General features: G+C 67.6%; 22 protein-coding genes and 1 pseudogene. 11 read left to right on the forward strand and 12 right to left on the reverse strand.

Annotation, left to right across the window (positions count from 1 at the left end; translation table 11 throughout):
- Both Q4F73_RS04430 and Q4F73_RS04435 read right to left on the reverse strand, forming a co-directional pair.
- The coding region (locus Q4F73_RS04430; protein ID WP_303358151.1) for a DEAD/DEAH box helicase at positions 1–1,009 on the reverse strand (1,009 nt) is incomplete at its 3' end.
- A gap of 36 nt (positions 1,010–1,045) precedes the next feature.
- Positions 1,046–2,044 carry a PAC2 family protein gene (locus tag Q4F73_RS04435; RefSeq protein WP_303358152.1) on the reverse strand — a complete coding sequence of 333 codons (999 nt, stop codon included), beginning with the start codon at positions 2,042–2,044 and terminating at the stop codon, positions 1,046–1,048.
- Positions 2,045–2,274: 230 nt separating this feature from the next.
- Here Q4F73_RS04435 and Q4F73_RS04440 point away from each other — a divergent pair, with 230 nt between their 5' ends.
- On the forward strand, positions 2,275–3,336 hold the full coding sequence (locus Q4F73_RS04440) for a DUF4192 domain-containing protein (protein ID WP_303358153.1): 1,062 nt from the start codon (positions 2,275–2,277) through the stop codon (positions 3,334–3,336).
- On the opposite strand, the gene galE is transcribed toward Q4F73_RS04440, so the two are convergent.
- The 6 genes from galE to Q4F73_RS04470 all read right to left on the reverse strand — a co-directional run bounded on the left by galE (position 3,333) and on the right by Q4F73_RS04470 (position 8,580).
- The gene (gene galE, locus Q4F73_RS04445; protein WP_303358154.1) at positions 3,333–4,319 is read right to left on the reverse strand and encodes a UDP-glucose 4-epimerase GalE; all 987 of its coding nucleotides are present in this window, start codon (positions 4,317–4,319) and stop codon (positions 3,333–3,335) included. The genes Q4F73_RS04440 and galE overlap by 4 nt on opposite strands.
- Complete coding sequence (locus Q4F73_RS04450; RefSeq protein ID WP_303358155.1) at positions 4,319–4,999, reverse strand: metal-dependent transcriptional regulator; 681 nt, start codon at positions 4,997–4,999, stop codon at positions 4,319–4,321. Before Q4F73_RS04450 ends, galE begins: the two co-directional genes overlap by 1 nt.
- A 123-nt stretch (positions 5,000–5,122) precedes the next feature.
- Positions 5,123–6,109: a sigma-70 family RNA polymerase sigma factor gene (locus Q4F73_RS04455; RefSeq protein WP_303358156.1), complete on the reverse strand. Its 987-nt coding sequence runs from the start codon at positions 6,107–6,109 to the stop codon at positions 5,123–5,125.
- Between the two features lie 73 nt (positions 6,110–6,182).
- Positions 6,183–6,605, reverse strand: coding sequence for a D-aminoacyl-tRNA deacylase (gene dtd / locus Q4F73_RS04460; RefSeq protein WP_303358157.1), 423 nt, complete (start codon positions 6,603–6,605; stop codon positions 6,183–6,185).
- Positions 6,602–8,107: a class I SAM-dependent methyltransferase gene (locus Q4F73_RS04465; RefSeq protein ID WP_303358158.1), complete on the reverse strand. Its 1,506-nt coding sequence runs from the start codon at positions 8,105–8,107 to the stop codon at positions 6,602–6,604. The genes dtd and Q4F73_RS04465 overlap by 4 nt, the downstream gene beginning before the upstream one ends.
- On the reverse strand, positions 8,104–8,580 hold the full coding sequence (locus Q4F73_RS04470) for a DUF3099 domain-containing protein (RefSeq protein ID WP_303358159.1): 477 nt from the start codon (positions 8,578–8,580) through the stop codon (positions 8,104–8,106). Before Q4F73_RS04470 ends, Q4F73_RS04465 begins: the two co-directional genes overlap by 4 nt.
- Positions 8,581–8,637: 57 nt before the next feature.
- Here Q4F73_RS04470 and Q4F73_RS04475 point away from each other — a divergent pair, with 57 nt between their 5' ends.
- From Q4F73_RS04475 to Q4F73_RS04490, 4 genes are all read left to right on the forward strand, one after another.
- Positions 8,638–8,877 (forward strand): DUF3039 domain-containing protein, encoded by a 240-nt coding sequence (locus Q4F73_RS04475; RefSeq protein WP_085548839.1) that lies wholly within the window; start codon positions 8,638–8,640, stop codon positions 8,875–8,877.
- Complete coding sequence (locus Q4F73_RS04480) at positions 8,874–10,583, forward strand: DEAD/DEAH box helicase (protein ID WP_303358160.1); 1,710 nt, start codon at positions 8,874–8,876, stop codon at positions 10,581–10,583. The genes Q4F73_RS04475 and Q4F73_RS04480 overlap by 4 nt, the downstream gene beginning before the upstream one ends.
- A gap of 123 nt (positions 10,584–10,706) precedes the next feature.
- Entirely contained in the window at positions 10,707–11,273 is a 567-nt protein-coding gene (locus tag Q4F73_RS04485; RefSeq protein WP_303358161.1) for a hypothetical protein, read from the forward strand.
- Positions 11,274–11,276: 3 nt separating this feature from the next.
- Positions 11,277–12,518: a DUF418 domain-containing protein gene (locus tag Q4F73_RS04490; protein WP_303358162.1), complete on the forward strand. Its 1,242-nt coding sequence runs from the start codon at positions 11,277–11,279 to the stop codon at positions 12,516–12,518.
- A gap of 216 nt (positions 12,519–12,734) precedes the next feature.
- Here the strand turns inward: Q4F73_RS04490 and Q4F73_RS04495 are convergent.
- Both Q4F73_RS04495 and ppgK read right to left on the reverse strand, forming a co-directional pair.
- A pseudogene (locus Q4F73_RS04495) lies at positions 12,735–14,114 on the reverse strand (RNA polymerase sigma factor).
- A gap of 144 nt (positions 14,115–14,258) precedes the next feature.
- Complete coding sequence (ppgK, locus tag Q4F73_RS04500; protein WP_303358163.1) at positions 14,259–15,011, reverse strand: polyphosphate--glucose phosphotransferase; 753 nt, start codon at positions 15,009–15,011, stop codon at positions 14,259–14,261.
- A gap of 37 nt (positions 15,012–15,048) precedes the next feature.
- Between ppgK and Q4F73_RS04505 the strand changes: the two genes are divergently transcribed.
- Entirely contained in the window at positions 15,049–15,903 is an 855-nt protein-coding gene (locus Q4F73_RS04505; RefSeq protein WP_303358164.1) for an inositol monophosphatase family protein, read from the forward strand.
- A gap of 114 nt (positions 15,904–16,017) precedes the next feature.
- Positions 16,018–16,311 carry a DUF4193 domain-containing protein gene (locus Q4F73_RS04510; protein ID WP_303358165.1) on the forward strand — a complete coding sequence of 98 codons (294 nt, stop codon included), beginning with the start codon at positions 16,018–16,020 and terminating at the stop codon, positions 16,309–16,311.
- A 47-nt stretch (positions 16,312–16,358) separates the two neighbouring features.
- On the opposite strand, the gene Q4F73_RS04515 is transcribed toward Q4F73_RS04510, so the two are convergent.
- Positions 16,359–16,883 (reverse strand): DUF3093 domain-containing protein, encoded by a 525-nt coding sequence (locus tag Q4F73_RS04515; RefSeq protein WP_303358166.1) that lies wholly within the window; start codon positions 16,881–16,883, stop codon positions 16,359–16,361.
- Positions 16,884–16,920: 37 nt separating this feature from the next.
- Between Q4F73_RS04515 and dut the strand changes: the two genes are divergently transcribed.
- The 4 genes from dut to dxs all read left to right on the forward strand — a co-directional run bounded on the left by dut (position 16,921) and on the right by dxs (position 21,309).
- Positions 16,921–17,376, forward strand: coding sequence for a dUTP diphosphatase (gene dut / locus Q4F73_RS04520; protein WP_303358167.1), 456 nt, complete (start codon positions 16,921–16,923; stop codon positions 17,374–17,376).
- A 47-nt stretch (positions 17,377–17,423) separates the two neighbouring features.
- Positions 17,424–18,182: a DUF3710 domain-containing protein gene (locus tag Q4F73_RS04525; RefSeq protein WP_303358168.1), complete on the forward strand. Its 759-nt coding sequence runs from the start codon at positions 17,424–17,426 to the stop codon at positions 18,180–18,182.
- 20 nt (positions 18,183–18,202) lie between these two features.
- Positions 18,203–19,348 carry a class I SAM-dependent RNA methyltransferase gene (locus Q4F73_RS04530; RefSeq protein ID WP_303358176.1) on the forward strand — a complete coding sequence of 382 codons (1,146 nt, stop codon included), beginning with the start codon at positions 18,203–18,205 and terminating at the stop codon, positions 19,346–19,348.
- A gap of 68 nt (positions 19,349–19,416) precedes the next feature.
- The gene (gene dxs / locus Q4F73_RS04535; RefSeq protein ID WP_303358169.1) at positions 19,417–21,309 is read left to right on the forward strand and encodes a 1-deoxy-D-xylulose-5-phosphate synthase; all 1,893 of its coding nucleotides are present in this window, start codon (positions 19,417–19,419) and stop codon (positions 21,307–21,309) included.
- 16 nt (positions 21,310–21,325) lie between these two features.
- On the opposite strand, the gene Q4F73_RS04540 is transcribed toward dxs, so the two are convergent.
- Complete coding sequence (locus tag Q4F73_RS04540) at positions 21,326–22,528, reverse strand: HRDC domain-containing protein (RefSeq protein WP_303358170.1); 1,203 nt, start codon at positions 22,526–22,528, stop codon at positions 21,326–21,328.
- Between the last annotated feature and the right edge of the window lie 5 nt (positions 22,529–22,533).

Genomic DNA, 22,533 nt, shown 5'->3' on the forward strand with positions numbered 1-22,533 from the left:
CGGTGCGGATGGGCACGTTGATGCCCACGCCGAGGGTGTCCGTGCCGCAGATGACTTTGAGCAGGCCTGTCTGGGAGAGCTTCTCGACGAGGCGCCGGTATTTCGGCAGCATGCCCGCGTGGTGGACGCCGATGCCGCGGCGCAGCAGGCGGGAGAGCGTCTTGCCGTAGGTGGTGGTGAAACGGAAGGAGCCGATCTCGGCGACGATCTTCTCCTTGGTCTCGTCGTCGATGATCTTGAGGCTGGTCAGGGCCTGCGCCCGTTCGGTGGCTTCACGCTGGGAGAAGTGCACGACATAGATGGGTGCTTTGCCGTCGGACAGCAGGTTCTCGATCGTCTCGTGGACCGGGGTGTAGACGTAGGAGAAGTCCAGCGGTACCGGGCGGGTGGTACCGGCGACGAGCGAGGTGGTGCGTCCGGTACGCGCGGTGAGATCCTCCTGCAGGAAGGTCGTGTCACCGAGGGTGGCGGACATGAGGAGGAACTGGGCCTTCGGCAGCTCCAGCAGCGGGACCTGCCACGCCCAGCCGCGTTCCGGGTCGGAGTAGTAGTGGAACTCGTCCATGACGACCTGGTCGATTTTGGCGTCCGCGCCGTCGCGTAGTGCGATGTTGGCGACGATCTCGGCGGTCGCCGCGATGATGGGGGCCTTGCCGTTGACGGTGGCATCACCGGTCATCATGCCGACGTTCTCGGGGCCGAAGATCTCGCACAACGCGAAGAACTTCTCGCTCACCAGGGCCTTGATGGGGGCGGTGTAGAAGGAACGTTGCCCGCGGGCCATGGCGATGAAGTGGGCGGCGTTGGCCACCATCGACTTACCCGAACCGGTGGGTGTGGCCAGAATGACGTTGTCCCCGGCCAGGATGCCCAGTGCGGCCTCCTCCTGCGCCGGGTACAACTCGATGCCGCGGCCCTTCACCCAACTGAGGAAGCTGTCGAAGATGGATTCGTCGAGCAGGTTCTCCGGGACGTCGGACAGGTCGGGCAGCATCTGGGCGAGGTTCACACCTATTCACCCTAGTCGCAGGCGTCGTGTCGGCGACTATTCGTCGTCGTCCGGGCTGTCCTCCGGCAGCTCCGCAGGACCGCCGACATCCTCGGTGCGGTTGTCCTCCTCGGTGGAGTCGAGGGCGGCGAGGAAGCGCTCGAATTCCTCCCCGATCTCATCCCCGGAAGGCATCTCGTGCTCCCCGGGCAGCATCGCCTTCGGATTGGAGGCGCGGTAGCGTTCGAGTTCCTCGTCGTACTGGCGCTCCAGGTGAGCGACAACCTGCTGGATCTCGTGGCTGTCATCGACCTGCTCGGACAGCTGCTGGGTGACCCGCGCCATGTCATGCTCCAGGGCGCGCAGCGGCAGGGAGAGCTCGGCGGCGCGGGCCACGGCGTCGAGAAGCTCGTGGGTGGCGGCCGGATACGGCGACGCCGCGAGGTAGTGGGGAACATGCGCGGTGAACCCGGCGACGTTGCGGCCACGCTTGTGCAGGGCACGCTCGAGCATCATCGACGCCGACCCCGGCAGAATCACCTTCGAGTCGTAGGTGAACATGGAGTGCAGCAGCTGCGGGGTGTTGCTGTGGGCGGAGACGACCAGCGGGCGCGTGTGCGGCACTGCCATCGGGGCGGCGTAGAGGCAGATGGTCTGGTCCACGCCGAACTTCTCCACCAGATCTGCGACAGCCTCGGTGAACGCCTCCCAGCGCAGATCCGGTTCCGGACCCGACAGAAGCAGGAAGGACCGGCCCTCGGTGTCGCGCAGCACGCGCATCCCGAGGTCGAGGTTCTCCATACCGGTGATCTGGTTGTTGTCCATGGTCACGGCGGGGCGGCGGGAGCGGTAGTCGATCAGCTCATCGTTGTTGAACGAGGCCACCGGGCGCGAATCCAGGGCGGCGAGCAGGTGGTCGGCGCTTGCCTCCACGGCCTGCCCGGCATCGGCATAGCCCTGCAGGGCGACGATGAGGGTCGGGCCCTCCGGTGTCCCGGCTCCCACCTCCGGGGCCGGGTACTCGAGCTCGTACATGCGGCGCTCATTGTCCTGCATACCCATCATCCTCCTTCGGCTCTAACGGCATACATCCGCTTCCAACGCACATCACACGGGTGTTATTCCAGTTGAGTGACCAGTGTAGCCGTCCCATCTTGCCGCAACGCCCACCGAACCGCCACCCGGGATCAGTGGCGCCTGTGGACAACCCTGCCGTTGTCCACAGAAACGCGTCGCCCGCAGCGGCGGCCTGTGCTACCACGGGTACCCCGGGCAGGGTGAAGGGCATGACGACAGCCACCACCGCGTTGAGCACTCCAGGACAGATCGCCGCCAACCTGCCGGGCATCCTCGGCTTCTACCCCCATGATTCCCTCGTCATCGTCACCTTCACCGCCACCGACAGCTCCGAACGCTTCGACCTCGGCCCGGTTCTCCGCATGGACCTGGATGATCTCTCGGTGCTGCCGGATATCGGCGAATCCATCGCGGACATCGACCCCGCCCTCGTGCTCGGCTTTGTGGTGACCACCCGCCCGGACGAGCAGATCATCGAGATCATCGACGACCTCATCACCGCCGCCGAGGCCGGCCGCCTCCCCATCGACGTGGCCTGGGTGACCCCGGAGATCCTCACCGGGGAGCCGGTCACCATCGGCTTCGGCAGCTCCGACTTCCTCATGTCGGGTGTACCCAAGGAGTGGTGCAACGACGTTGTCGCCCCGGTGGTGGCAGCCCGCGCCATGGAACCCCTGCTGGCGCAGGGGGAACTTCCCGATCTCACCCGTGAGGAGGCGCAAGCGCACGTCGCACACGGCACCCCGCACCACACAGCCGCCGACTGCGCTCAGCTGAGCAGCTTCGCGGAGCAGCGGGCCCGGGAGTTGTCCCCGGCCGTCTATCCGGCGCTGGCCGCCGACGTCCGATTGCTTATCGACGAAGCCCGCGACCTCCCCCTCGACGAACTCCTGGCCGACGAGGAGGTCCTGCTCACCATGGCCACGCTGCTGGGGTGCCTCGACCTCCGCGACCTCATCATCGAGGACGTCCTGCGCACCCCGGCGACCGGGGCACAGCTCATGCTGGCGGTGGCGCGCACCTGCACGGGATTCATCCGCCACAACGCCCTGTGCCTCTACGCGCTGTGCATGGTGGAACTGAAACTGCCGATGCGCTCCATGCACGCACTACAGACGGTCATGGGGGAGGACCCCACCCACATGCTCACCCGGCTGCTCATCGCGCCGGCGCAGTGCGGGGAGTTCAACTTCATGGTCTCCTCCGTGCGGGAGGGATCCCGGATCGTCCGGGCCCGCCACGGAGTGGACGGGGAATCCGGGGTTGCCTAGCGCTTCTTCGCCGACCAGGCGCGGTCACCGAGCTGGCTGGTGAACGCCCAGGCGTCGGAGACAATCGTCTCCAGGTCGGTGCGCTGCGGGTTCCACCCCAACTCCTCCTGAATACGTGTCGAGGAGGCGATGAGGGTGGCGGGATCCCCGGCGCGCCGGGGTGCCACCTTGGCGGGAATGGGATGGCCCGTGACTTTGCGGCACATGTCGATGACCTGCCTGACGGAGTATCCGTCGCCGGATCCGAGGTTGTAGATCCGGTGGATGCCGGGCTCATTGCTCTCCAGGGCGAGCACATGGGCGTCCGCCAGGTCCCGGATGTGGATGTAATCGCGCACCGGCGTGCCGTCGGCGGTCGGCCAGTCATCACCGAACATGAAGATCTGCTCGCGGTGGCCGAGTGCGACCTGCAGCACCAGCGGAATGAGGTGGGTCTCGATCTCCCGGTTCTCGCCGATCTGACCGTAGGCACCCGCGACATTGAAGTAGCGCAGGCTCGTGGCCCCGAGGCCGTGGGCCTGGGCGTAGGAGGTGATGATGTAGTCGATCGCCAGTTTCGAGGCGCCGTACGGGTTGGTCGGGGCGGTCGGCATGTCCTCGGTGATGGGCACGACCTCCGGCTCACCGTAGGTGGCCGCGGTGGAGGAGAACACCAGATTGTGAACTCCGTGCTCGCGCATCGCGTCCAACAACGTCAGCGAGGTGACCACGTTGTGCTGCCAGTACTCCTCGGGCTTGTCCATCGATTCGCCCACCAGGGAGCGGGCGGCGAAGTGGATGACGCCGTCGAAATCTCCTTCACCCAGGACTGCGGAGGCGACGTCGCGGACATCGCCTTCCACCAGGCGGGCCCCGGCCGGTACCGCCTCCCGGTTGCCGGTGGAGAAGTTGTCGATGATGACTACCTCGTGCCCGGCCTCCAGGAGAACCTGGGCGCAGACGGATCCGACATAACCGGCCCCGCCGGTGACCAACAGCTTCATCAGACGATCTCCACCCGGATGGCGTGCGCCAGGTCAGGATCGATGGTCACCTCAGACGCGCCGGAGGAGATACGTACCGTGCCCCCTTCGTGCGTGACGGTGACGGTGGCGCCGACGGTGATGCCCGCCTCGACGAGCACGGCGAACTCCTTCTCGTCCACCTGCAGGATTTCGTTGATCTGGACGATCCGGGCCTCGGTCGGCGCACCCTCGGGAAGATCGACTGCGCGGATACCGTGATCGACGGCCGCGGGATCGACCACGCCCAGCTCCGCGAGACCCGGGATCGGGTTGCCGAAGGGGGAGCGGGAGGCGTCGTCGAGGACGGCGACCAGGCGTTCTTCCACGGCCTCGCTCATGACGTGCTCCCAGCGGCAGGCCTCGTCGTGGACCTGGTGGATGTCCAGGCCGAGGATGTCGGTGAGCAGTCGCTCGGCAAGCCGGTGCTTGCGCATGACGGCGGTCGCCAGTTCGCGGCCCTCGGGGGTCATCTCGAGGGAGCGGTCCGGGCGGACGACGACGAGGTTGTCGCGTTGCATACGGGCCACCGTCTGGCTCACGGTCGGGCCGGACTGCTCGAGGCGTTCGGCGATGCGTGCACGCAGCGGCGTAATACCCTCTTCCTCGAGTTCGTAGATGGTCCGCAGATACATCTCGGTGGTATCGACCAGGTCCTTCACGGCCCAACGCCTTTCTGCATTACAAGTCCGACAATGGATAGAAGCCTACCTCACGCAACGGCCGCCTTCCCGGTGCTCGGGAAGGCGGCGCGGGGCAGGTGACGGGGATGAGAACAGCGAAGGCTACAGCGCGTACTCGCGCAGGCGGGCGGCCCGATGGCCGTCGCGCAGCTTGCTCATGACCTCGCGCTCGATCTGGCGCACGCGCTCACGGGACAGACCGAAGCGACGCCCGATCTGGTCGAGGGTGCGCGGGACACCGTCGTCCAGGCCGTAGCGCAGGCGGATGACATCCTGCTCGCGCTCCTCGAGGGTGCCCAGGACAGAGCGGATGTCCGAGTGACGCATGGTGGCCACCACGGCGGATTCCGCGTCCGTCGCCTCGGCGTCCTCGATGAAATCCCCCAGCGGAGCCTCCTCGTCCGCGCCGACCGGCATGTCCAGCGACACCGGATCGCGGGACTGACGCAGCAGCATCTCGATGCGGGACTCCTCGATACCGGATTCCTCGGCCAGCTCCTCGTTGGTGGCCTCGCGGCCCAGGTGCTGGTACATCTCGCGCTTGATGCGGGAGAGCTTGTTGACCTGCTCCACGAGATGGACGGGAAGGCGGATGGTGCGCGACTGGTCGGCCATGCCGCGGGTGATCGCCTGGCGGATCCACCACGTGGCGTAGGTGGAGAACTTGAATCCCTTGGCGTAATCGAACTTCTCCATCGCGCGGATGAGTCCGAGGTTGCCCTCCTGGATGAGGTCCAGCAGCGGCATGCCGCGGCCGGTGTAACGCTTGGCCAGGGAGACGACCAGACGCAGGTTGGCCTCCAGCAGGTGGGCGCGGGCCTTGTTGCCGTCCTTCGCCAGCACCTTGAGGTCGCGCTTCATGGCGCGGGTGAGGTTCTTGTCCGTCTCCAGCAGGTGGGCGGCATAGAGGCCGACCTCGATGCGCTGGGCGAGTTCCACCTCTTCCTCTGCGTTGAGAAGGGCCGTGCGGCCGATGCCATTGAGATACACACGGACCAGGTCGGCGGACGGATTATCGTTGGTCTGGCCGCGGCGGCTTCCACGGTCGGTGGTCTCTACGTCAGGATCCTGCTGGGAAGGGGTGGTCATCGGGAGGCCTCCTAAAATCGCCGGTACTATCTGCTCAACGCGCGGCTGGGCGGTTTTGTTCCCGGGTCAAAAATCAGCACTCGACCAGCACCGTGAAGGGGCCCTCATTCACGGAGGTGACCTGCATCATCGCGCCGAACACACCTTCTGCCACCGGAATGTTCCGGGCGCGCAGGCCCGCCGCGATCTTCGCGATCACCGGTTCCGCGACCTCACCCGGGGCCGCGTCCGACCAACTCGGACGTCGCCCCTTGGCGGTACGCCCGTGGAGGGTGAACTGACTGACCAGCAGTACCGACTGCCCGGCTTCCTCGACGCCGCGCTCGCCGTCGAGAATGCGCAGTTCGGCGATTTTGCGCACCATCGTCTCCCAGGCATCGGGGGCATCGTCCCGGCCGACACCGACCAGCGCCAGCACGCCGGAACCGATCTCACCGACCACCACGCCGTCGACGGTGACCGACGCGGAGCTCACCCGGGTCAACACGGCCTTCACAGGAGCACCTCCGCGGGCAGGACGAGTCCGTGACGGACCAGATCGACGACGGCGGACACAGCGGAATCCACCAGGACATCCTCTTCAAGATCATTGGCCAGGGCATAGAGGCCGACGGTCTCGCGCAGCGAGAGCCCCTGCGGGTGCAGGCCGGCGACAATCGCCGCGAGATGCTTATCGACGTCATGACTCCACCGTGGACCCTCCGTGCGCGTCAGCCGGAGTGCGGCCGGGGTGAAACCGGCACCCGCGTCCGCGTCCGCCTGGGAGATGTCCTCCCGGGCCAGGCCCGGGCGGGCCAGGTAGGTGGCGTCGGCCAGCTCGGTGGCACTGCGCTCCCGCAACCAGGCGATGCGGTCGAAGTACTCCTCGATCTCCGGGCCGAGGGGATCGGTGAAGGACTGCGGCATGGACTCGGCCATGATGTCGGAGGGCTGATCCCCGATGTCGCGGATGGCCACGTAGCCGAACCCGATGCCGGTCACGCCGTGCTCGTCGAAGTGGCGCAGCCACGCCTCGGTACGCGCGGCGGCCTCCGGGGAGCGGGGGTCAATGGACTCGTCGCGCAACCACGTCCCCACGTAGTGCGCCGGGTCCGCGACGTCGCGCTCGATGATCCAGGCGGCCACCCCGCGCCTGGGCAACCAGGAGGCGACGCGCGCGGCCCAGGACTGCTCATGGGTGTGTACCCAGGCGGCCAGCAGGTGGGCCGTGCCGCCCTCGGTGAGGTGGCCGGGAGCTTGCGAGACGACGAGCTCCGAAGCGCCGTCGAGGTTGAGGCCCGAGTCGCGGTAGACGTGGCCGATCTCAGGCAGGCCGACGACGAAAGGCGGGTTGGCCACGATCCGGTCGAAGCGGCGGCCGGCGACCGGTTCGAACCAGGCACCTTCCAGCAGTTCGACCTCCGCGCCCGCCCCCGAAAACGTCGCGGCCGCCAACTCAAGGGCACGCGGGTGGATGTCGGTGGCTGTGACGTGCTCGGCGGTCCCCAGCTGCCCGAGGGCCTGGACTCCGGAGCCGGTGCCCAGATCGAGGACTGTGTCCACCGGGGTGACCGGGGTGGACTGCAGCAGGGACAGGCTCGCCGCGCCCACCCCGAGGACATGGTCGGGGCCGGGGACGTGCTCGGTCACGGAGGCGTCCGCATCGGAGAAGACCCACCTGTTCTCCCCGACGATGACGTGCGGGCGGATGTCCAGCACGAGGCGGACGGTGCCGGAACGGTCGACGGCGACGGCGTGGGCGTCGATAAGCCTCGTGGCCAGGGCGGCGCCGAGCAGGTCGGCGAGCTCGGTGGCGGGGACGGCATCGCGCAGGACGAACACGCGGATGAGCCGCGAGAGGCGCGAGCTATCGGAGGCGGCGTAGCGGACGGCGGCCGGTTCTCCCCGGTGCAGGGCATCGGTGGCGTCCGGGCCCAGATGGGCGGCGATGCCGTCGGCGGTGAATCCTTCCGCGGCGAACAGGGAGGTCAGCTCAGGGGCGAGGGCGGCGAGGCTCACGGTGTCTCCTCCGGGTCTTCATGGTCGATGATGTCGGATCGGTCGGCGTCGAGCTCCCGCTGCGGGGGCTTGTCCAGGCGGGCGCGATTCTGCTCTTCCACGGCTGCGTAGTACTCGCGGGCAGCCTGTGGTTTGTACACGTTACGGGTGCGCTTGTCCCTCACCTCGCCCTGGCCGTTGGCGATGACCACCGCAATCCACGGCAGCGGCACCGAGATGAGGAAGAGGATGCCCGAGACGATCCAGTCACCCAGCCACAGATAGCTGCCGGCGCTGATGAGCAGCGCCGGCAGGCGCGAGGCCTGCAACCAGGTGTACACCCGTTCGCGCCGCCGCAGGTTCTGGGCGGGGGTCCGGCGCGCGGTGGTGATCAGTTCCGCCCGACGTCGGCGCAGGCCGAAGCGACGGCGGGGGCGGGATTCCTCTCCCGGTTCCTCCGCCGGGTCGACGGCGTCGAAGGTGTCCTGATCCATACCGCTCAGGGTAGCCCTGTGTGCCATTCCGATCAGATGTGGGGCATGATGGTCCCCGTGAAGACCAGTACGAAGACCATCGAACGCCCAGACATCAGGGAAGACACCGACCTCGACGACGGCACCCCGAAGTTCTTCCACTACGTCAAGAAGAACCAGATCGTCGAGTCCGCTGTCAGCGGCAACATGGTTGTCGCGCTGTGCGGAGAGACCTTCCCGGTGACCAAGCAGGCCAAGCCGGGCTCACCGGTGTGCCCCGACTGCGAACGGATCTACAAGGGCCTGCGTCGCAAGTGAGTGGGGGTGCCAAGGGGCAGCTCCGCGCCTGGCAGCGGTCGGCGCTGACGAAGTTCCTGCTCCATAAGCCGAAGGATTTCCTGGCGGTGGCGACCCCGGGGGCCGGCAAGACCACGTTCGCGCTGCGCGTGGCCACCGAGCTCAAGGCGTCGCGTGCCGTCGACCGCATCATCGTCGTGGTGCCCACCGAGCACCTGAAGGTCCAGTGGTCGCAGGCCGCCGCCCGGGTGGGCCTGGCGCTGGATCCTCATTTCACCAACGCCTCGGCGGTCAATCCGTCCTATGACGGTGTGGTGGTCACCTACGCCCAGGTGGCGATGCACCCCTACAAGCATTACGCCGTGTGCTCGGCGAAACGCTCCCTGGTCGTCCTCGACGAGATCCACCACGGTGGTGACGCCAAGAGCTGGGGTGACGGCATCCGGGAGGCCTACGCGGACGCCGAGCACCGTCTGTCGCTGACGGGTACCCCCTTCCGTTCCGATGATTCCGCCATCCCCTTCGTCCGCTACGAGGAGGACGGTCAGGGGCACCTGGTGTCCCGATCCGACCACACCTACGGCTACGCCGACGCCCTGGCGGACGGTGTCGTGCGCCCGGTGGTGTTCCTCGCCTACTCGGGTGAGGCCCGCTGGAGGACCTCCGCCGGCGAGGAGTACGCCGCGCGTTTAGGAGAACCGCTCAACGCCGAGCAGACCGCACGCGCGTGGAAGACGGCCCTGGACCCGAAGGGCGACTGGATCCCGGCGGTCCTCCAGGCCGCCCACACCCGACTGCTGCAACTGCGCAGGAACATGCCGGATGCGGGCGGTCTGGTCATCGCCACCGACACGAAGACCGCGCGTGCCTACGCCAAGATTCTCGGGCAGCTGTCCTCGACACCGGTGGCGGTCATCCTGTCCGATGAGCCCGGATCCTCCGCCCGCATCGAGGAGTTCTCGGCCAGCAACGACGAATGGATGGTCGCGGTCCGCATGGTCTCCGAGGGTGTCGACGTCCCGCGCCTGGCCGTGGGCGTCTACGCCACCTCCGCGTCCACACCGTTGTTCTTCGCCCAGGCCATCGGGCGTTTCGTGCGTTCGCGCATGCCCGGTGAGACGGCCTCGGTGTTCCTCCCGTCCGTGCCCGTGCTGCTGGGCCTGGCCGAGAAGCTCGAGACCTCCCGCGATCACGTGCTGGGCAAGCCGGACCGCCCGGACGAGGGCTGGGACGACGAGGCGCTGGCAGCGGCCAACCGCGAGGAGAACGAGAAGGACGAGGAGAAGTCCTATGAGTCCCTCGGCGCCGATGCCGAGCTCGACTCGCTCATCTACGACGGCTCGACCTACGGCACCGCGACTTTCGCCGGGTCCGAGGAGGAGGCCGATTACCTCGGCCTGCCCGGGCTTCTCGACGCCGAGCAGATGAAGGCCCTCCTGCGTAAGCGCCAGGAGGAACAGCTCGACGCCCGCGACGAGGTGGCCGCCGCCAACGAGGCGGCCCGGCAGTCGGAGGGGAACAAGGCGGCCGCCGAGCGCGTCGCCAGTGATGTCCTGCCCCAGCTGCGCAAGGAACTCAACGCCATCGTCTCCCTCAAGGCCGGGCGCACCGGTCGCCCCCACGGGGCCATCCACACCGAGGCACGCAATGCCTGCGGCGGACCCCCGACGGCCCTGTGCACCGAGGAGCAGCTGCGCGACCGCATCGCCTATCTGCGGCAGTGGTAGGGACTGTGAAAACTCGGGGAAGACCCTGATTTTGTCCGTATTTGGCCCCCGCGGGGAGAGACACCCACCACTCGGGGGCCTATCCTTTGTAGAACATACGTATCTCTGTGGAAGGTGACAACGATGAGCAACCCGTTCAACCAGAACGATCAGAATCCGGCATCCGGTCCGGAGCAGCCGAACTACGACGCCTACCAGTACCCCTCCAGCGGGGACAACACCTCCCAGCAGGGCGGTGCCGGATACGGCGGTTACGACAACCCCGCCTACACGCAGGGAGCATATTCCGACGCAGGTTACGGCGGGGCCCCGGGCGGTGCCGGCTGGGCGCTCAACGAGGAGAAGAACCGCGTCGCCCCCTGGGCGCTCGGCGTGGGCATCGTCGCACTCATCGCTGCGATCAGCATGTTCTTCACCGCCTTCGCGGTCCTCATCGGCCTCATCGGCCTCATCATCTCGATCGTCGCACTGGTCCGCAGCCGTCGCATCCAGGGCCCGGGCCGCCGCACGGGAATGTCCGTCGCGGGCCTGGTGCTCTCCATCATCGCCATCGTCATCTCGATCCTCTTCTGGGTGTTCGTGGGTGGGTTGATCACGCAGTCTGGCATGCTCGAGTGCTTCGAACTTACCGACACCAATCAGCAGCAGGCCTGCGTCGAGGAATCCCTCGACTCCTGGATGAACAGCTAGCCCATGTCCAGCCCCGTCGCGGCGCCCTCCCCGGCGCAGAAGGTCCGCTACATCGCCCCTGATCTGGCCCGTGGACTCGCACTCCTGGGCATCGCGCTGGCGAATGTTCCCACCGCCTGGGCGCCGCCTGCCGACGCCGACTTGGCGGGGCATTTCGGCGGTATCTACGGCGAGGCCACGATCCTCGAGCAGATCGCCGTGGTCTTCCACGCCATGTTCGTCCACGTCCGCGGCCTCCCGCTGTTCACCACGCTCCTGGGATTCGGCGTCGGGCTGATCACCATGAGCCTCTGGCGACGGGGTTTCCCGCCGGGTGAGGCGAAGAAGGTCCTGTGGCGACGCTACGGCCTCCTCCTGCTCATCGGCCTGGTGCACATGGTCTTCCTCTTCTTCGGGGACATCATCGTGCAGTACTCACTCACGGCGTTGATCCTCATCGCCATGATCACTCTGCGCGATCGCACCCTCATGATCCTCGCCTACGTGCTGCTCGGTCTCAACGTGGTGTTCTTCCTCGGGGCCGGCATCGTCACCGCCGCGTTCCCCGTGGTCGCGGACTTGGCCACGACACCCGGCGACTTCATGGAGCCCACCTCCAGTTACCTGGGCTACCTCGGGTTCAACGCCATGGCCGGCGTCGCCGCCCTGGCGAGTTTCCCCATCACCACCGCCATGCTCGGCCCGCTCATGATCATCGGTTTCGTGTGGGCCCGCAGGGGAGTGCTTATCGACGCCCCCGCCCACCGCACCCTGCTCCGTTCCTGGGTGGCCGCCGGTGCGGCCGTCATCCTGCTCGTCGGGCTGCCCTGGGGGCTGGCCGCCATCGGCGTGCTCCCCGAGAGCTGGGAACTGCCGTTGATGCTCATCAACACCGGTGCCGGACTGATCACCGGGCCCGCCGCCCTGGCACTGGTGGCCCTGATGTTCCAGGGAACGGTGGACACCCTCAACCCCGCGCTGCGGGCGTTCGTCGCCCTGGGGCAACGCTCCATGTCTGGCTACATCCTGCAGTCGGTGCTCCTGCTCCTGCTCGTCCAGCCCTTCACCCTGGGCTGGGGGCGTGAAGCGGGCATCCTCCCGCAGATGGCCATCGCTTTCGGCGTGTGGGCTGTCACCCTGGCGTGGGCCTTCCTCTGGGACCTGCGCGGCTGGCCCGGGCCCATCGAGTGGCTGCACCGCCGTGCGAGCTACGGGCGCGAGGGGCTGCCCGCCGCCTACCGGGCGCCCGAGCTGCGCGCCCGCTGACCTTCGAGCGCGGAAGCACTACCGGGCTGAGTTGGGGTGTAACGCGAGAACGTGCATGTTCCCCATGCTTGTGCATGGGAGACATACATGAACTCGGGGGCGGGCGGCGCCACGAAGCGTCGAATTCCCTGACTGAGTTGGGGTCGTGTGACAACGTGCACATCTCCCATACACAAGCATGGGGGACATGCACGAACGTGGGATCGAACGTGGGGGCTAGTCCAGGTAGTCGCGCAGCACCTGGGAGCGTGACGGGTGGCGCAGCTTGGACATCGTCTTCGACTCGATCTGGCGGATACGCTCCCGCGTGACGCCGTAGACCTGGCCGATCTCATCCAGGGTGCGCGGCATGCCGTCGGTGAGACCGAAGCGGAGACGGACGACACCTGCCTCGCGCTCGGACAGCGTCTGCAGCACATCCTGGAGCTGATCCTGCAGCAGGGTGAAGGAGACGGCGTCGACGGCGACGACAGCCTCGGAATCCTCGATGAAGTCGCCGAGCTGGGAGTCACCCTCATCACCGATGGTCTGGTCGAGGGAGATGGGCTCGCGGGCGTACTGCTGGATCTCGAGGACCTTCTCCTCGGTGATGTCCATCTCCTTGGCCAGCTCCAGCGGGGTGGGCTCGCGGCCCAGGTCCTGCAGCAGCTCGCGCTGGATACGGCCCAGCTTGTTGATGACCTCGACCATGTGCACCGGAATGCGGATGGTGCGGGCCTGATCGGCCATGGCGCGGGTGATCGCCTGGCGGATCCACCAGGTCGCGTAGGTGGAGAACTTGTAGCCCTTGGTGTAGTCGAACTTCTCCACCGCGCGGATGAGGCCCAGGTTGCCCTCCTGAATGAGGTCGAGGAACGCCATGCCGCGGCCGGTGTAGCGCTTGGCAAGGGAGACGACCAGACGCAGGTTGGCCTCCAGCAGGTGGTTCTTGGCCTTGCGGCCGTCGCGGGCGATGGCGCGCAGGTCACGCTTGACCGCCGGGGTCAGCTTGGCGTCCTTGTCGCCACCAGCGAAGGCCTCCTCCATCTGCTCCATGCGGTAGGTGGCGTACAGACCGGCCTCGATGCGCTTGGCCAGGGAGACCTCCTGCTCGGCGTTGAGCAGGGCGACCTTGCCGATCTGCTTGAGGTAGGCGCGGACAGAGTCCGCGGAGGCGGTCAGTTCCGCGTCCTTGCGGGCCTGGCGGAGAGCTGCGGACTCGTCCTCGTCCCAGACGGAGGCGCCGGCGTCCTCTTCCTCTTCTTCCTCCTCCTCGACAGCTGCCTCGCCGAGCTCGTCCTCCTCGAGGGTGGCCTCGGTGAAGTCGGGCTCCTCGGGCTCGACCTCGTCGTCGAGCTCCTCCTCGAGGCCGTCGGGGGCCTCGGTCTCGGGCGCCGTGTCAGCCGGGGCAGCCGGGGCGGACTTCTTCACCGCCTTACGGGTGGTCTTCTTCGCCGCCTTGCGGGCGGTTTTCTTGGCTACCTAGCGGGCCGTCTTCTTGGCCACCTTCTTGGCGGCCTTCTTCACCGGTGTATCGGCGCCTGACGACACCGCAGAGTTGTCTGCGTGAACTGCGTTGTCAGTCGCTGCATTGCCTGAAGAATCCGTGGCTGCCACGTACGCCCTTTCGCCTTGCCTACTTAGAAGTGTGTCGGCCCCGTGCGGGGACGGGGCCTTCACCGTTGCGACGGTGTCCCGCACCGTCGTCGTCGTAATCAACCGCCCAGTATAGATCAATTATTCCGTGGGGTTTCAACCACCTTAGGGTGCGACGTGCGCCGCGACGGCCATCGCCGCGCCCACAATGCCCGCCCGGTTGCGCAGCTGGGCGGGGAAGATCGGCGCCTCGACGTCGAGAAGCGGCACCCACTTCTCATGCTGGCGGGAAATACCGCCGCCGACGATGAAGGCGCCGGGATTGAGCAGACGCTCGTACTCGCTCAGGACCTTGGTCACGCGCTTGGCCCACTTCTTGTAGCTGAGCTCGTCGCGGTCCTTGGCCGCGGAGGAGGCGCGACGTTCCGCCTCGACGGAATCGATGATGATGTGGCCGAGCTCGGTGTTGGGGAACAGGTGACCGTCGACCAGCAGGGCGGAACCGATGCCGGTGCCGAAGGTGAGGAACAGCGCCGATCCCTGGCGCGCACGGGGATCACCGAAGGCGACCTCGGCGATGCCGGCCGCATCGGCGTCGTTAAGCACGGAGATCTCCCGCTCGCCAAGATGACGGGCGAACAGCTCGTGGACGTCGGTGCCGATCCATGATTCATCGATGTTCGCCGCCGTGCGGGCGATCTGCCCCTTGATCACCGACGGCATGGTCAGCCCGACCGGGCCCTCCCATTCCGCGATGGCCACGATCTCCGCGGCGGTCGCGGCGACCGCCTCCGGAGTGGCCGGGCGCGGGGTCTTGATCTTGATGCGGTCGCCGATGAACTCGCCGTTGCCCAGATCCACGCGGGCACCCTTGATGCCTGATCCGCCGATGTCAATGCCGAAGCCGATTGTGCTCATGGCGCCAAGCATACAAACTGCGGGCACAATGGGATCCATGACGAAACCCGAACCGCAGCAGCTGAAGGACATCGCCGTTGAGGTGGCCACGGAGGCGGCCGCCAGAATCCTGGCCAAGAGGGCCGAGCTGGCCGCCTCGGCGGACGGGGACATCCGGGGTTTTGCGTCCACGAAATCCTCCGCGGTGGATCCGGTGACCATCGTGGACACCCTCGCCGAGGACTTCATCGCCGACCGACTGCTCGTCCTGCGCCCGGACGACGGCATCATCGGGGAGGAGGGCAGTTCCCGGTCTTCCGGCAGCGGAGTGTCCTGGATCGTCGACCCCATCGACGGGACCGTCAACTTCCTCTACGGACTGCCGGAATATGCGGTGTCCATCGCGGCGGCGGTCGACGGGGAGGTCCTCGCCGGCTGCGTGGTCAACGTCCCACGGGGGCATGTCTACTCCGCCTCGATCGGCGACGGCGCCTATGTGACACGCGACGGCGAGCGGGTCCGCCTGCGCTGCAACTCGGTTTCTGATCCGGCGTTGGCGCTGGTGGCCACCGGTTTCTCCTATTCCTCCGCCTGGCGCGCGCAGCAGGCGGCACTGCTGGCCGACCTCCTCCCGCAGGTCCGTGACATCCGCCGCATGGGGGCGGCCGCGCTCGACTTCTGCCGGGTCGCCGAGGGCACCGTCGACGCCTTCTACGAGCATGGTCTGCACTGCTGGGACTTCGCCGCCGGGGCGCTCATCGCCCGGGAGGCGGGGGCAGTGGCGCATACCCCCCGCTTATCGACGCCGGGGTCGGCCGGCGAGCCCGTCTCCGTTGCCGCAGGCCAGCTGGCTGCGGCCTGGGAGGAACTCACGGCGAGGGTGGGTGTGACAACGCCGTTACGAAGCCGTTAACACGCCGGTGGCCTGGGAGTATGACATGACGGCATTTGTCGCTTAATATGCGCCTCGACACTACGCACATCGACCGTGGACGCGGTTGAACTACACGTGAAGGATGTACGAGGCATGGCGACTGATTACGACGCACCGCGACGTCGCGTTGAGGACGAGCTGGAGACTGACTCGCTCGAGGGCCTCAAGGCCGCTGAGAGCCAGAGCCCCGGCATCGACGACGACGGTGACATTGTCGAGCCCTTCGAGCTGCCGGCCGTCGACCTGTCCGGCGAGGAGCTCAACGTCACCGTCGTGCCGAAGCAGGCCGACGAGTTCACGTGTGCCGAGTGCTTCCTGGTGCAGCGGCGCAACCGCGTCGCCTTCACCGAGGCAGATGGTTCTGAGGTCTGCCAGGACTGTGCGTAGATGAACAAAGGGCCCCGCGGGGCCCTTTTTCTTTGCCTGCGTTCCCCTCAGCGTTCGAGGTGCGCGAGTGAGGTATCGGTCTGCTCGGGGAGGAACGCCTGCAGCAGTTCCTCGGGGCGGCGGGTGCACACCAGCCAGTAAGGGGTGGGGTCCTCCGGGTCGTCGAGCACGAGCATGACCATCTCGCGGATCCATCCGTGGGAGACGACGAACGCCGCCGGATCAAGCTGGCGACCCATGGCGTTGCGCTTCGCGGTGGCGGGCACCGCCAGGGAGCGGGAAACGACGTCGTGGGGCAGGTTCGCGGACTTCACCGACAACCACCGGGTGCCGTCGGGATCCCGTTCGACGGTGACCACCGTCGAGGACAGGCTGAGCAGAATCCACACCGCCACCGCCGACAGCAGAATCAACGGCACGATGAGCCAGACGATGGTGCGGTTCTGGTGGAGCTGCAACGACGTCAGGACCACGAGGAACGCCGCCAGTGCCCACCAGTAGAGCGGCACCCACTGCCGCTCACGGAAGAGGATGCGGGGGGCGGAGGAAGAAGGAGAACCGGTGTCACTCACGATTCACCACTCTAACCCATCGCCTACATTGGTCTCCGTGACATATACGAGTGACGTAAGCCCGGTCCCCATCAAGCGACTGGACAAGGATCTGCCCCTGCCCGCCCGTGCCCACCGGGGTGATGCCGGCGTGGACCTCTACAGCACCGAGGACGTGACGCTGGCCCCCGGCCGGCGTCACCTGGTGGGAACCGGTGTCGCCCTGGCGCTGCCGCTGGGCACCGTCGGCCTCATCCACCCGCGTTCCGGCCTGGCCGCGAAACAGGGCCTGAGCATCGTCAACGCCCCCGGCACAGTGGACGCGGACTACCGCGGGGAGATCAAGGTGTGCCTCATCAACCTCGATCCTGACACTCCGATCGAGATCACCCGGGGCATGCGCATCGCCCAGCTGGTGGTCCAACGGGTGGAACTGGTCGACTTCATCGAGGTCGCAGACCTCGATGCCACCGAGCGTGGCGAAGGGGGCCACGGTTCCACCGGCACCCATTAGCCACTAGTACAGTGGGCGACAACGCACTACACGAGGAGACGATCACCATGGCTGTCTGGCCGTTCGGTAAGAAGCAGGAAGCGGCGGAATCCACCTACGAGGACACCACCCCGGAGGTGCCGGAGACCGTCGAGCCGCAGGAGACCACCGTCGACGGTGACACCGGCCCCTTCGACGGTGACACCGTCGATATCACGGAGTTCGACTTCTCCGATTTCTCCCTCGGCATCCTCGACCTCGGGTCCATGCGTATCCCGCTGCCGAAGAAGTCCCAGGTGCAGGTGGAGATGGGGGAGAAGGGGCCGAAGATGGTGCACATCGTCACCGAGTTCGGCCGCATCACCCCGGTCGCCTTCGCCGCCCCGAACTCCGCCGGCCAATGGGCAGAGGCGAGCGAGCAGATCACCCAGGGCATGATGAGCGACGGCCTGGACACCGACGTCGACCAGGGCCCCTGGGGTCCGGAGATCATCGGCCAGGGCGAACACGGCAAGATCCGGGTCATCGGTGTCGAGGGGCCGCGGTGGATGCTGCGCATGACCACCACTGCTCCGCACGAGCGCTCCGAGGGCCTGCGTGATCTGGCGCGGGAGATGACCGCCCGCACGTTCGTCTACCGTGGCTCCGACCCGATCCTGGCGGGTGATTCGCTGCCCGTCGTGCTGCCGAAGCAGCTGGTGGATCAGGTGCAGAAGGCGATGCAGCAGCGTGCACAGCAGCCGCCCCAGCAGCCGGCCGAAGCTCCCGCGGCCCCCGAGACCGAGCCGCAGCAGGTCGACGAGGTGGAGACCGAGGATCGTCAGTGACCCAGCTCGAGATCACCCGCATGGCCCACGGCGGGGAAGGGATCGCCGAGCTCGACGGACGCGTCGTCTTCGTCCGCGGCGCCTTCCCCGGCGACGTGGTGACGGTCCGCCTGACGCAGGACAAGAAGCGTTTCGCGCGTGCCGTGGTGACCGAGGTGGTCACGGCCGGGCCGCTGCGTGTCCCGCAGGCCTGCCCGGCGGCCGCCGCCGGAGCCGGATGCTGTGACTTCGGCGAACTCGATCCTGAGGCCGAAACGGCCCTCAAGGCCGACATCCTGCTCGGCCAGCTCACCCGTCTCGGGCGGGTGGCCCAGCCCCCGGAGCCGGAGTTGTACCCGCTGACGCCCGTGCGGGGCTGGCGGACCAGGGTGCGGCTGGGCGTCGATAAGCAGGGACGCGCGGGATTCCGCGCGCAGGGCACCCACGACATCATCCCGGTGGCGTGCAGCCAGGTCGTTCCGGAGCTTATCGACGGTCTCCTCGACCGCACCTACACCCCGGGCGCGGAGATCGTCGCCGTGCTGGATTCCACCGGTCAGCGCCATGTCGTGGAGACCCGTCGCGCGCCGCGTGGACGCCGCGTGGAGAAGGTGGAGCAGGTGCTGGAAGGATCCGGCACCGTCACCGAGCGTGCCGACGGCCACACCTTCCGTTTCCCGGCCACCGCCTTCTGGCAGGCCCATGTCGCTGCGCCTCACGCGTACACGGCGCTGGTGCGCCAGTGGCTGGGGGAGCTGAGCGCCGGTGGTGTCGGCTGGGATCTCTACGGCGGGGTCGGGTTGTTCGTGCCCGCGCTCGCCGACGCTCTCGGCGGAGTCATCCACTCCGTCGACTACTCGCCCGCGGCGGCCGAACTCACGCAGGACGGACTGGCCGGGTACTCCGTGGAACGGCACAACCAGCTGGTGGAGAAGGCGATCGGTACCCTGCCCGCACCGCGCGTGGTGGTGCTGGATCCGCCCCGGACGGGAGCGGGCGAGGAGGTCGTGGCGGGCGTCGCGAAGCAGGATCCGGAACGGATCATCCACGTCGGCTGCGATCCCGCAACCTTCTCACGCGACGTCGCCGCCTGGGGCGATGCCGGCTATCAGCTGCAGAAACTGGCGGTGCTCAACGCGTTTCCCGGAACGCATCACTTCGAGGTCATGGCGGAACTGTCCCGCTGAATCGCTGCCGGGTAGGATGGTCGGAACCGGTCGGACAAGGCTTAAGGCAAGGAGTCGAACAGACAACAATGGGTATTCTCAGTGGACTGTCGTCACCCGCGGACCTCCAGGGCCTGTCCCTGACCCAGTTGGAGGAGCTCGCGGAGGAGATCCGGCAGCTGCTCGTGGAGAAGGTGTCCGCGACCGGCGGTCACCTCGGCCCCAACCTCGGCGTGGTGGAACTGACCATCGCCCTGCACCAGATCTTCGACTCGCCGAACGATCCGATCATCTTCGACACCTCGCACCAGTCCTATGTGCACAAGATCCTCACCGGGCGCGCCGGCGACTTCGACACCCTGCGGCAGCGGGGCGGGATCTCCGGCTACACCGCACGCGGCGAATCCGAGCACGACTGGACCGAATCCTCCCACGCCTCCGCCGCCCTGTCCTACGCCGACGGCATGGCCAAGGCCTTCGAGATCTCCGGTGACAAGCGCAACGTCGTCGCCGTCGTCGGGGACGGCGCTCTGACCGGCGGCATGTGCTGGGAGGCCCTCAACAACATCGCCTCCGGGCACGACCGCAACGTGGTCATCGTGGTCAACGACAACGGTCGTTCGTATTCGCCGACGATCGGCGGCTTCGCGGACAACCTCGCCCGCCTGCGCATGGAACGCTCCTACGACGAGATCATGGAGCACGGCAAGAAGACCCTGAAGTCCATGGGCTGGGTCGGGGAGCGCACCTTCGAGGCACTGTCGTCCTTCAAGGAGGGCGTGAAGTCCCAGATCATCCCCACCGAGATGTTCCCCGAACTGGGCATGAAGTACGTCGGCCCGGTCAAGGGGCATGACCTGAAGTCACTGCTGCATGCGCTGACCTACGCGCGTGACTACGAGGGGCCGATCATCGTCCACGCGATCACCGAAAAGGGACACGGTTACGGCCCGGCCGTCAATGACGTCGCCGACCAGATGCACGCCACCGGCATCATCGACCCCGCCACCGGGGTGGCCCTGAGCCAGGCGAAACCGGACTGGACCTCGGTGTTCACCAGTTCGGTGCTGGCCGCGGCGGAGCGTCGCGAGGATATCGTCGCCATCACCGCCGCCATGGCCGGTCCCACCGGGCTGGCCGCCTTCGCCGAGGCCTACCCCGAGCGTTTCTTCGACGTCGGCATCGCCGAACAGCATGCCGTCACCTCCGCCGCGGGTCTGGCGCTGGCCGGCAAGCACCCCGTCGTGGCGATCTACTCCACGTTCCTCAACCGCGCCTTCGACCAGCTGCTCATGGACGTGGCGCTGCTGAGCCTGCCGGTCACCTTCGTCCTCGACCGCTCCGGTGTCACCGGCCCGGACGGCGCCTCCCACAACGGGGTGTGGGACATGGCGCTGACGAGCATCGTCCCCGGCATCCGCGTCGCTGCCCCGCGCGACGGGGCCCAGCTCGCCGAGCTTTTCGACGACTGCCTCGAGGTCTCCGACGGCCCCACCGTCATCCGCTACCCGAAGGGTGCGCTGCCCACCGAGATCCCGGCGCTCATGCAGACTGCCGACGGCGTGGACATGCTCCACTACTCGGATGCCGCCGCAGACGGGCTCGACGTGCTCCTCGTCGCGGTCGGTTCCTTCGCCGCCGTCGCCCTGTCGGTGGCCGCCGCCCTGGAGGACGACGGTGTCAACGTCACGGTCGTCGACCCCCGGTGGATCGTCCCGGTGGCCGGTTCCCTCGTCGGGCTCGCCGACGACCACGACCTCGTCGTCGTCATCGAGGACGGCGTCGTCCGCGGCGGCGTGGGCTCCCTTCTCAGTGAGGTGCTCTCCGCCGCCGAGGTGGACACCCCGCTGCGCCGCCTGGGCTTCCCGTCGATGTTCCCCATGCACAGCTCGCGTTCGGAGCTGCTCGCCGAGGTCGGCCTCGACCACGACGGGATCCTGTCCTCCGTGCGTTCGTGGCTGTCGGGGATCATCAAGGAGTAGCGACCCGAACGACCCCCTAAAACAGCGTCTCGGTGAGGACGGGGGCGGTCAGCTCGATCTGCCAGTCGCGGGCCTGGTGCGCGCGCAGCATGTCCGGCACCTCGAGCGGGGACCGTGTCTCCTGCCCGGAGGTCGCCTCCCACGACACCGCGCGGAGGGTGGCGGGTTTGAGGATGTTCTCGGCGGGAATGGCCAGGTCGGCGGAGAGTTCGTCGAGCAGCTCGCGTGCCGCCGAATAGCGGGCGAAGGATTCGGGGAACTCGTGGGACCACGTCTGCCGCGACGGCAGGCCGCGGGGCGAGCGGATGCGGGCCGGCCAGGTGCGGGGATCAGAGGTCAGGGCGCGGTCGACGACCTCGCCCCAGAAGCGCACCGCCTGGCGGCGACGGGCCGGGAAACCCTTGACGCGCGCCAGGTCACGTCCGGTGCGGGGCAGGGTGCGCGCGACCTCGATGAGGGCCTTCGTCGGCAGGATGCGCGAGACCGCGCGGTCGTCGGCCACCGCGATCGACTCGCGGGTCATCCACAGTTCGCGGGCCACCGCGAGCTGCTCGGGGCGCGTCAGAGACGAGACACCCTTCATGTCGCGCCACATCGCCTCGGTCGGGCCGGTGATGTCGGCGTGCGTCCGGCGGATGTGCTCGAATTCCTGGGAGGCCCAGTCGAGCTTGCCCTGGGTGTCGAGGATCTCCGCCATGGTCTCACCCAACTCCAGCAGCAGTTCGACGTCGAGGGCGGCGTAGGCCAGCCAGTTCTCGGGCAGGGGGCGCTGTGACCAGTCCTCGGCACCGTGGCCTTTGGCGAGGTGAACGTCGAAAAGCATCTCGATCATCGACGCCAGGTTGACGTGATCGAAACCGGCCAGGCGGCCGGCGAGTTCCGTGTCGAAGAGCGTTCCCGGGTACAGGCCCAGCCACGCCAGCGAGGGCAGATCGGAGGCGGCGGCGTGAATGATCCAGTCCTGCCCGTTGATCACCGGCGCCAGGGCCCGGGTGAACTCCGCGCGGGAGCCCTCCGGGTCGAGGAGGAGGGTGCCGACGTCGCGGCGGCGGATCTGGACGAGGAACGCGCGGTCGTCGTAACGAAAGCCCGAGGCCCGCTCGGTGTCGATGGCCCACGGCCCCTGCCCGGCGGCCAGCGCGGAGGCGGCGGAGGCGAAGTCGGCCGGCGTCGACAGGACGCGGGGAATGCCGTCACGGGGCGTGGTCAGGGCCGTCATGGCTC

Source organism: Corynebacterium sp. (assembly GCF_030535495.1).
In the GTDB taxonomy this organism is placed as follows: Bacteria; Actinomycetota; Actinomycetes; order Mycobacteriales; family Mycobacteriaceae; genus Corynebacterium.

Coding starts and splice junctions, on each gene's coding strand:
- Q4F73_RS04435 (WP_303358152.1), bottom strand. CDS start 2,044: ATGCAGGACAATGAGCGCCGCATGTACGAGCTCGAGTACCCGGCCCCG.
- Q4F73_RS04440 (WP_303358153.1), top strand. CDS start 2,275: ATGACGACAGCCACCACCGCGTTGAGCACTCCAGGACAGATCGCCGCC.
- galE (WP_303358154.1), bottom strand. CDS start 4,319: ATGAAGCTGTTGGTCACCGGCGGGGCCGGTTATGTCGGATCCGTCTGC.
- Q4F73_RS04455 (WP_303358156.1), bottom strand. CDS start 6,109: ATGACCACCCCTTCCCAGCAGGATCCTGACGTAGAGACCACCGACCGT.
- Q4F73_RS04470 (WP_303358159.1), bottom strand. CDS start 8,580: ATGGATCAGGACACCTTCGACGCCGTCGACCCGGCGGAGGAACCGGGA.
- Q4F73_RS04485 (WP_303358161.1), top strand. CDS start 10,707: ATGAGCAACCCGTTCAACCAGAACGATCAGAATCCGGCATCCGGTCCG.
- Q4F73_RS04490 (WP_303358162.1), top strand. CDS start 11,277: ATGTCCAGCCCCGTCGCGGCGCCCTCCCCGGCGCAGAAGGTCCGCTAC.
- ppgK (WP_303358163.1), bottom strand. CDS start 15,011: ATGAGCACAATCGGCTTCGGCATTGACATCGGCGGATCAGGCATCAAG.
- Q4F73_RS04505 (WP_303358164.1), top strand. CDS start 15,049: ATGACGAAACCCGAACCGCAGCAGCTGAAGGACATCGCCGTTGAGGTG.
- Q4F73_RS04510 (WP_303358165.1), top strand. CDS start 16,018: ATGGCGACTGATTACGACGCACCGCGACGTCGCGTTGAGGACGAGCTG.
- Q4F73_RS04525 (WP_303358168.1), top strand. CDS start 17,424: ATGGCTGTCTGGCCGTTCGGTAAGAAGCAGGAAGCGGCGGAATCCACC.
- Q4F73_RS04530 (WP_303358176.1), top strand. CDS start 18,203: ATGGCCCACGGCGGGGAAGGGATCGCCGAGCTCGACGGACGCGTCGTC.
- dxs (WP_303358169.1), top strand. CDS start 19,417: ATGGGTATTCTCAGTGGACTGTCGTCACCCGCGGACCTCCAGGGCCTG.
- Q4F73_RS04540 (WP_303358170.1), bottom strand. CDS start 22,528: ATGACGGCCCTGACCACGCCCCGTGACGGCATTCCCCGCGTCCTGTCG.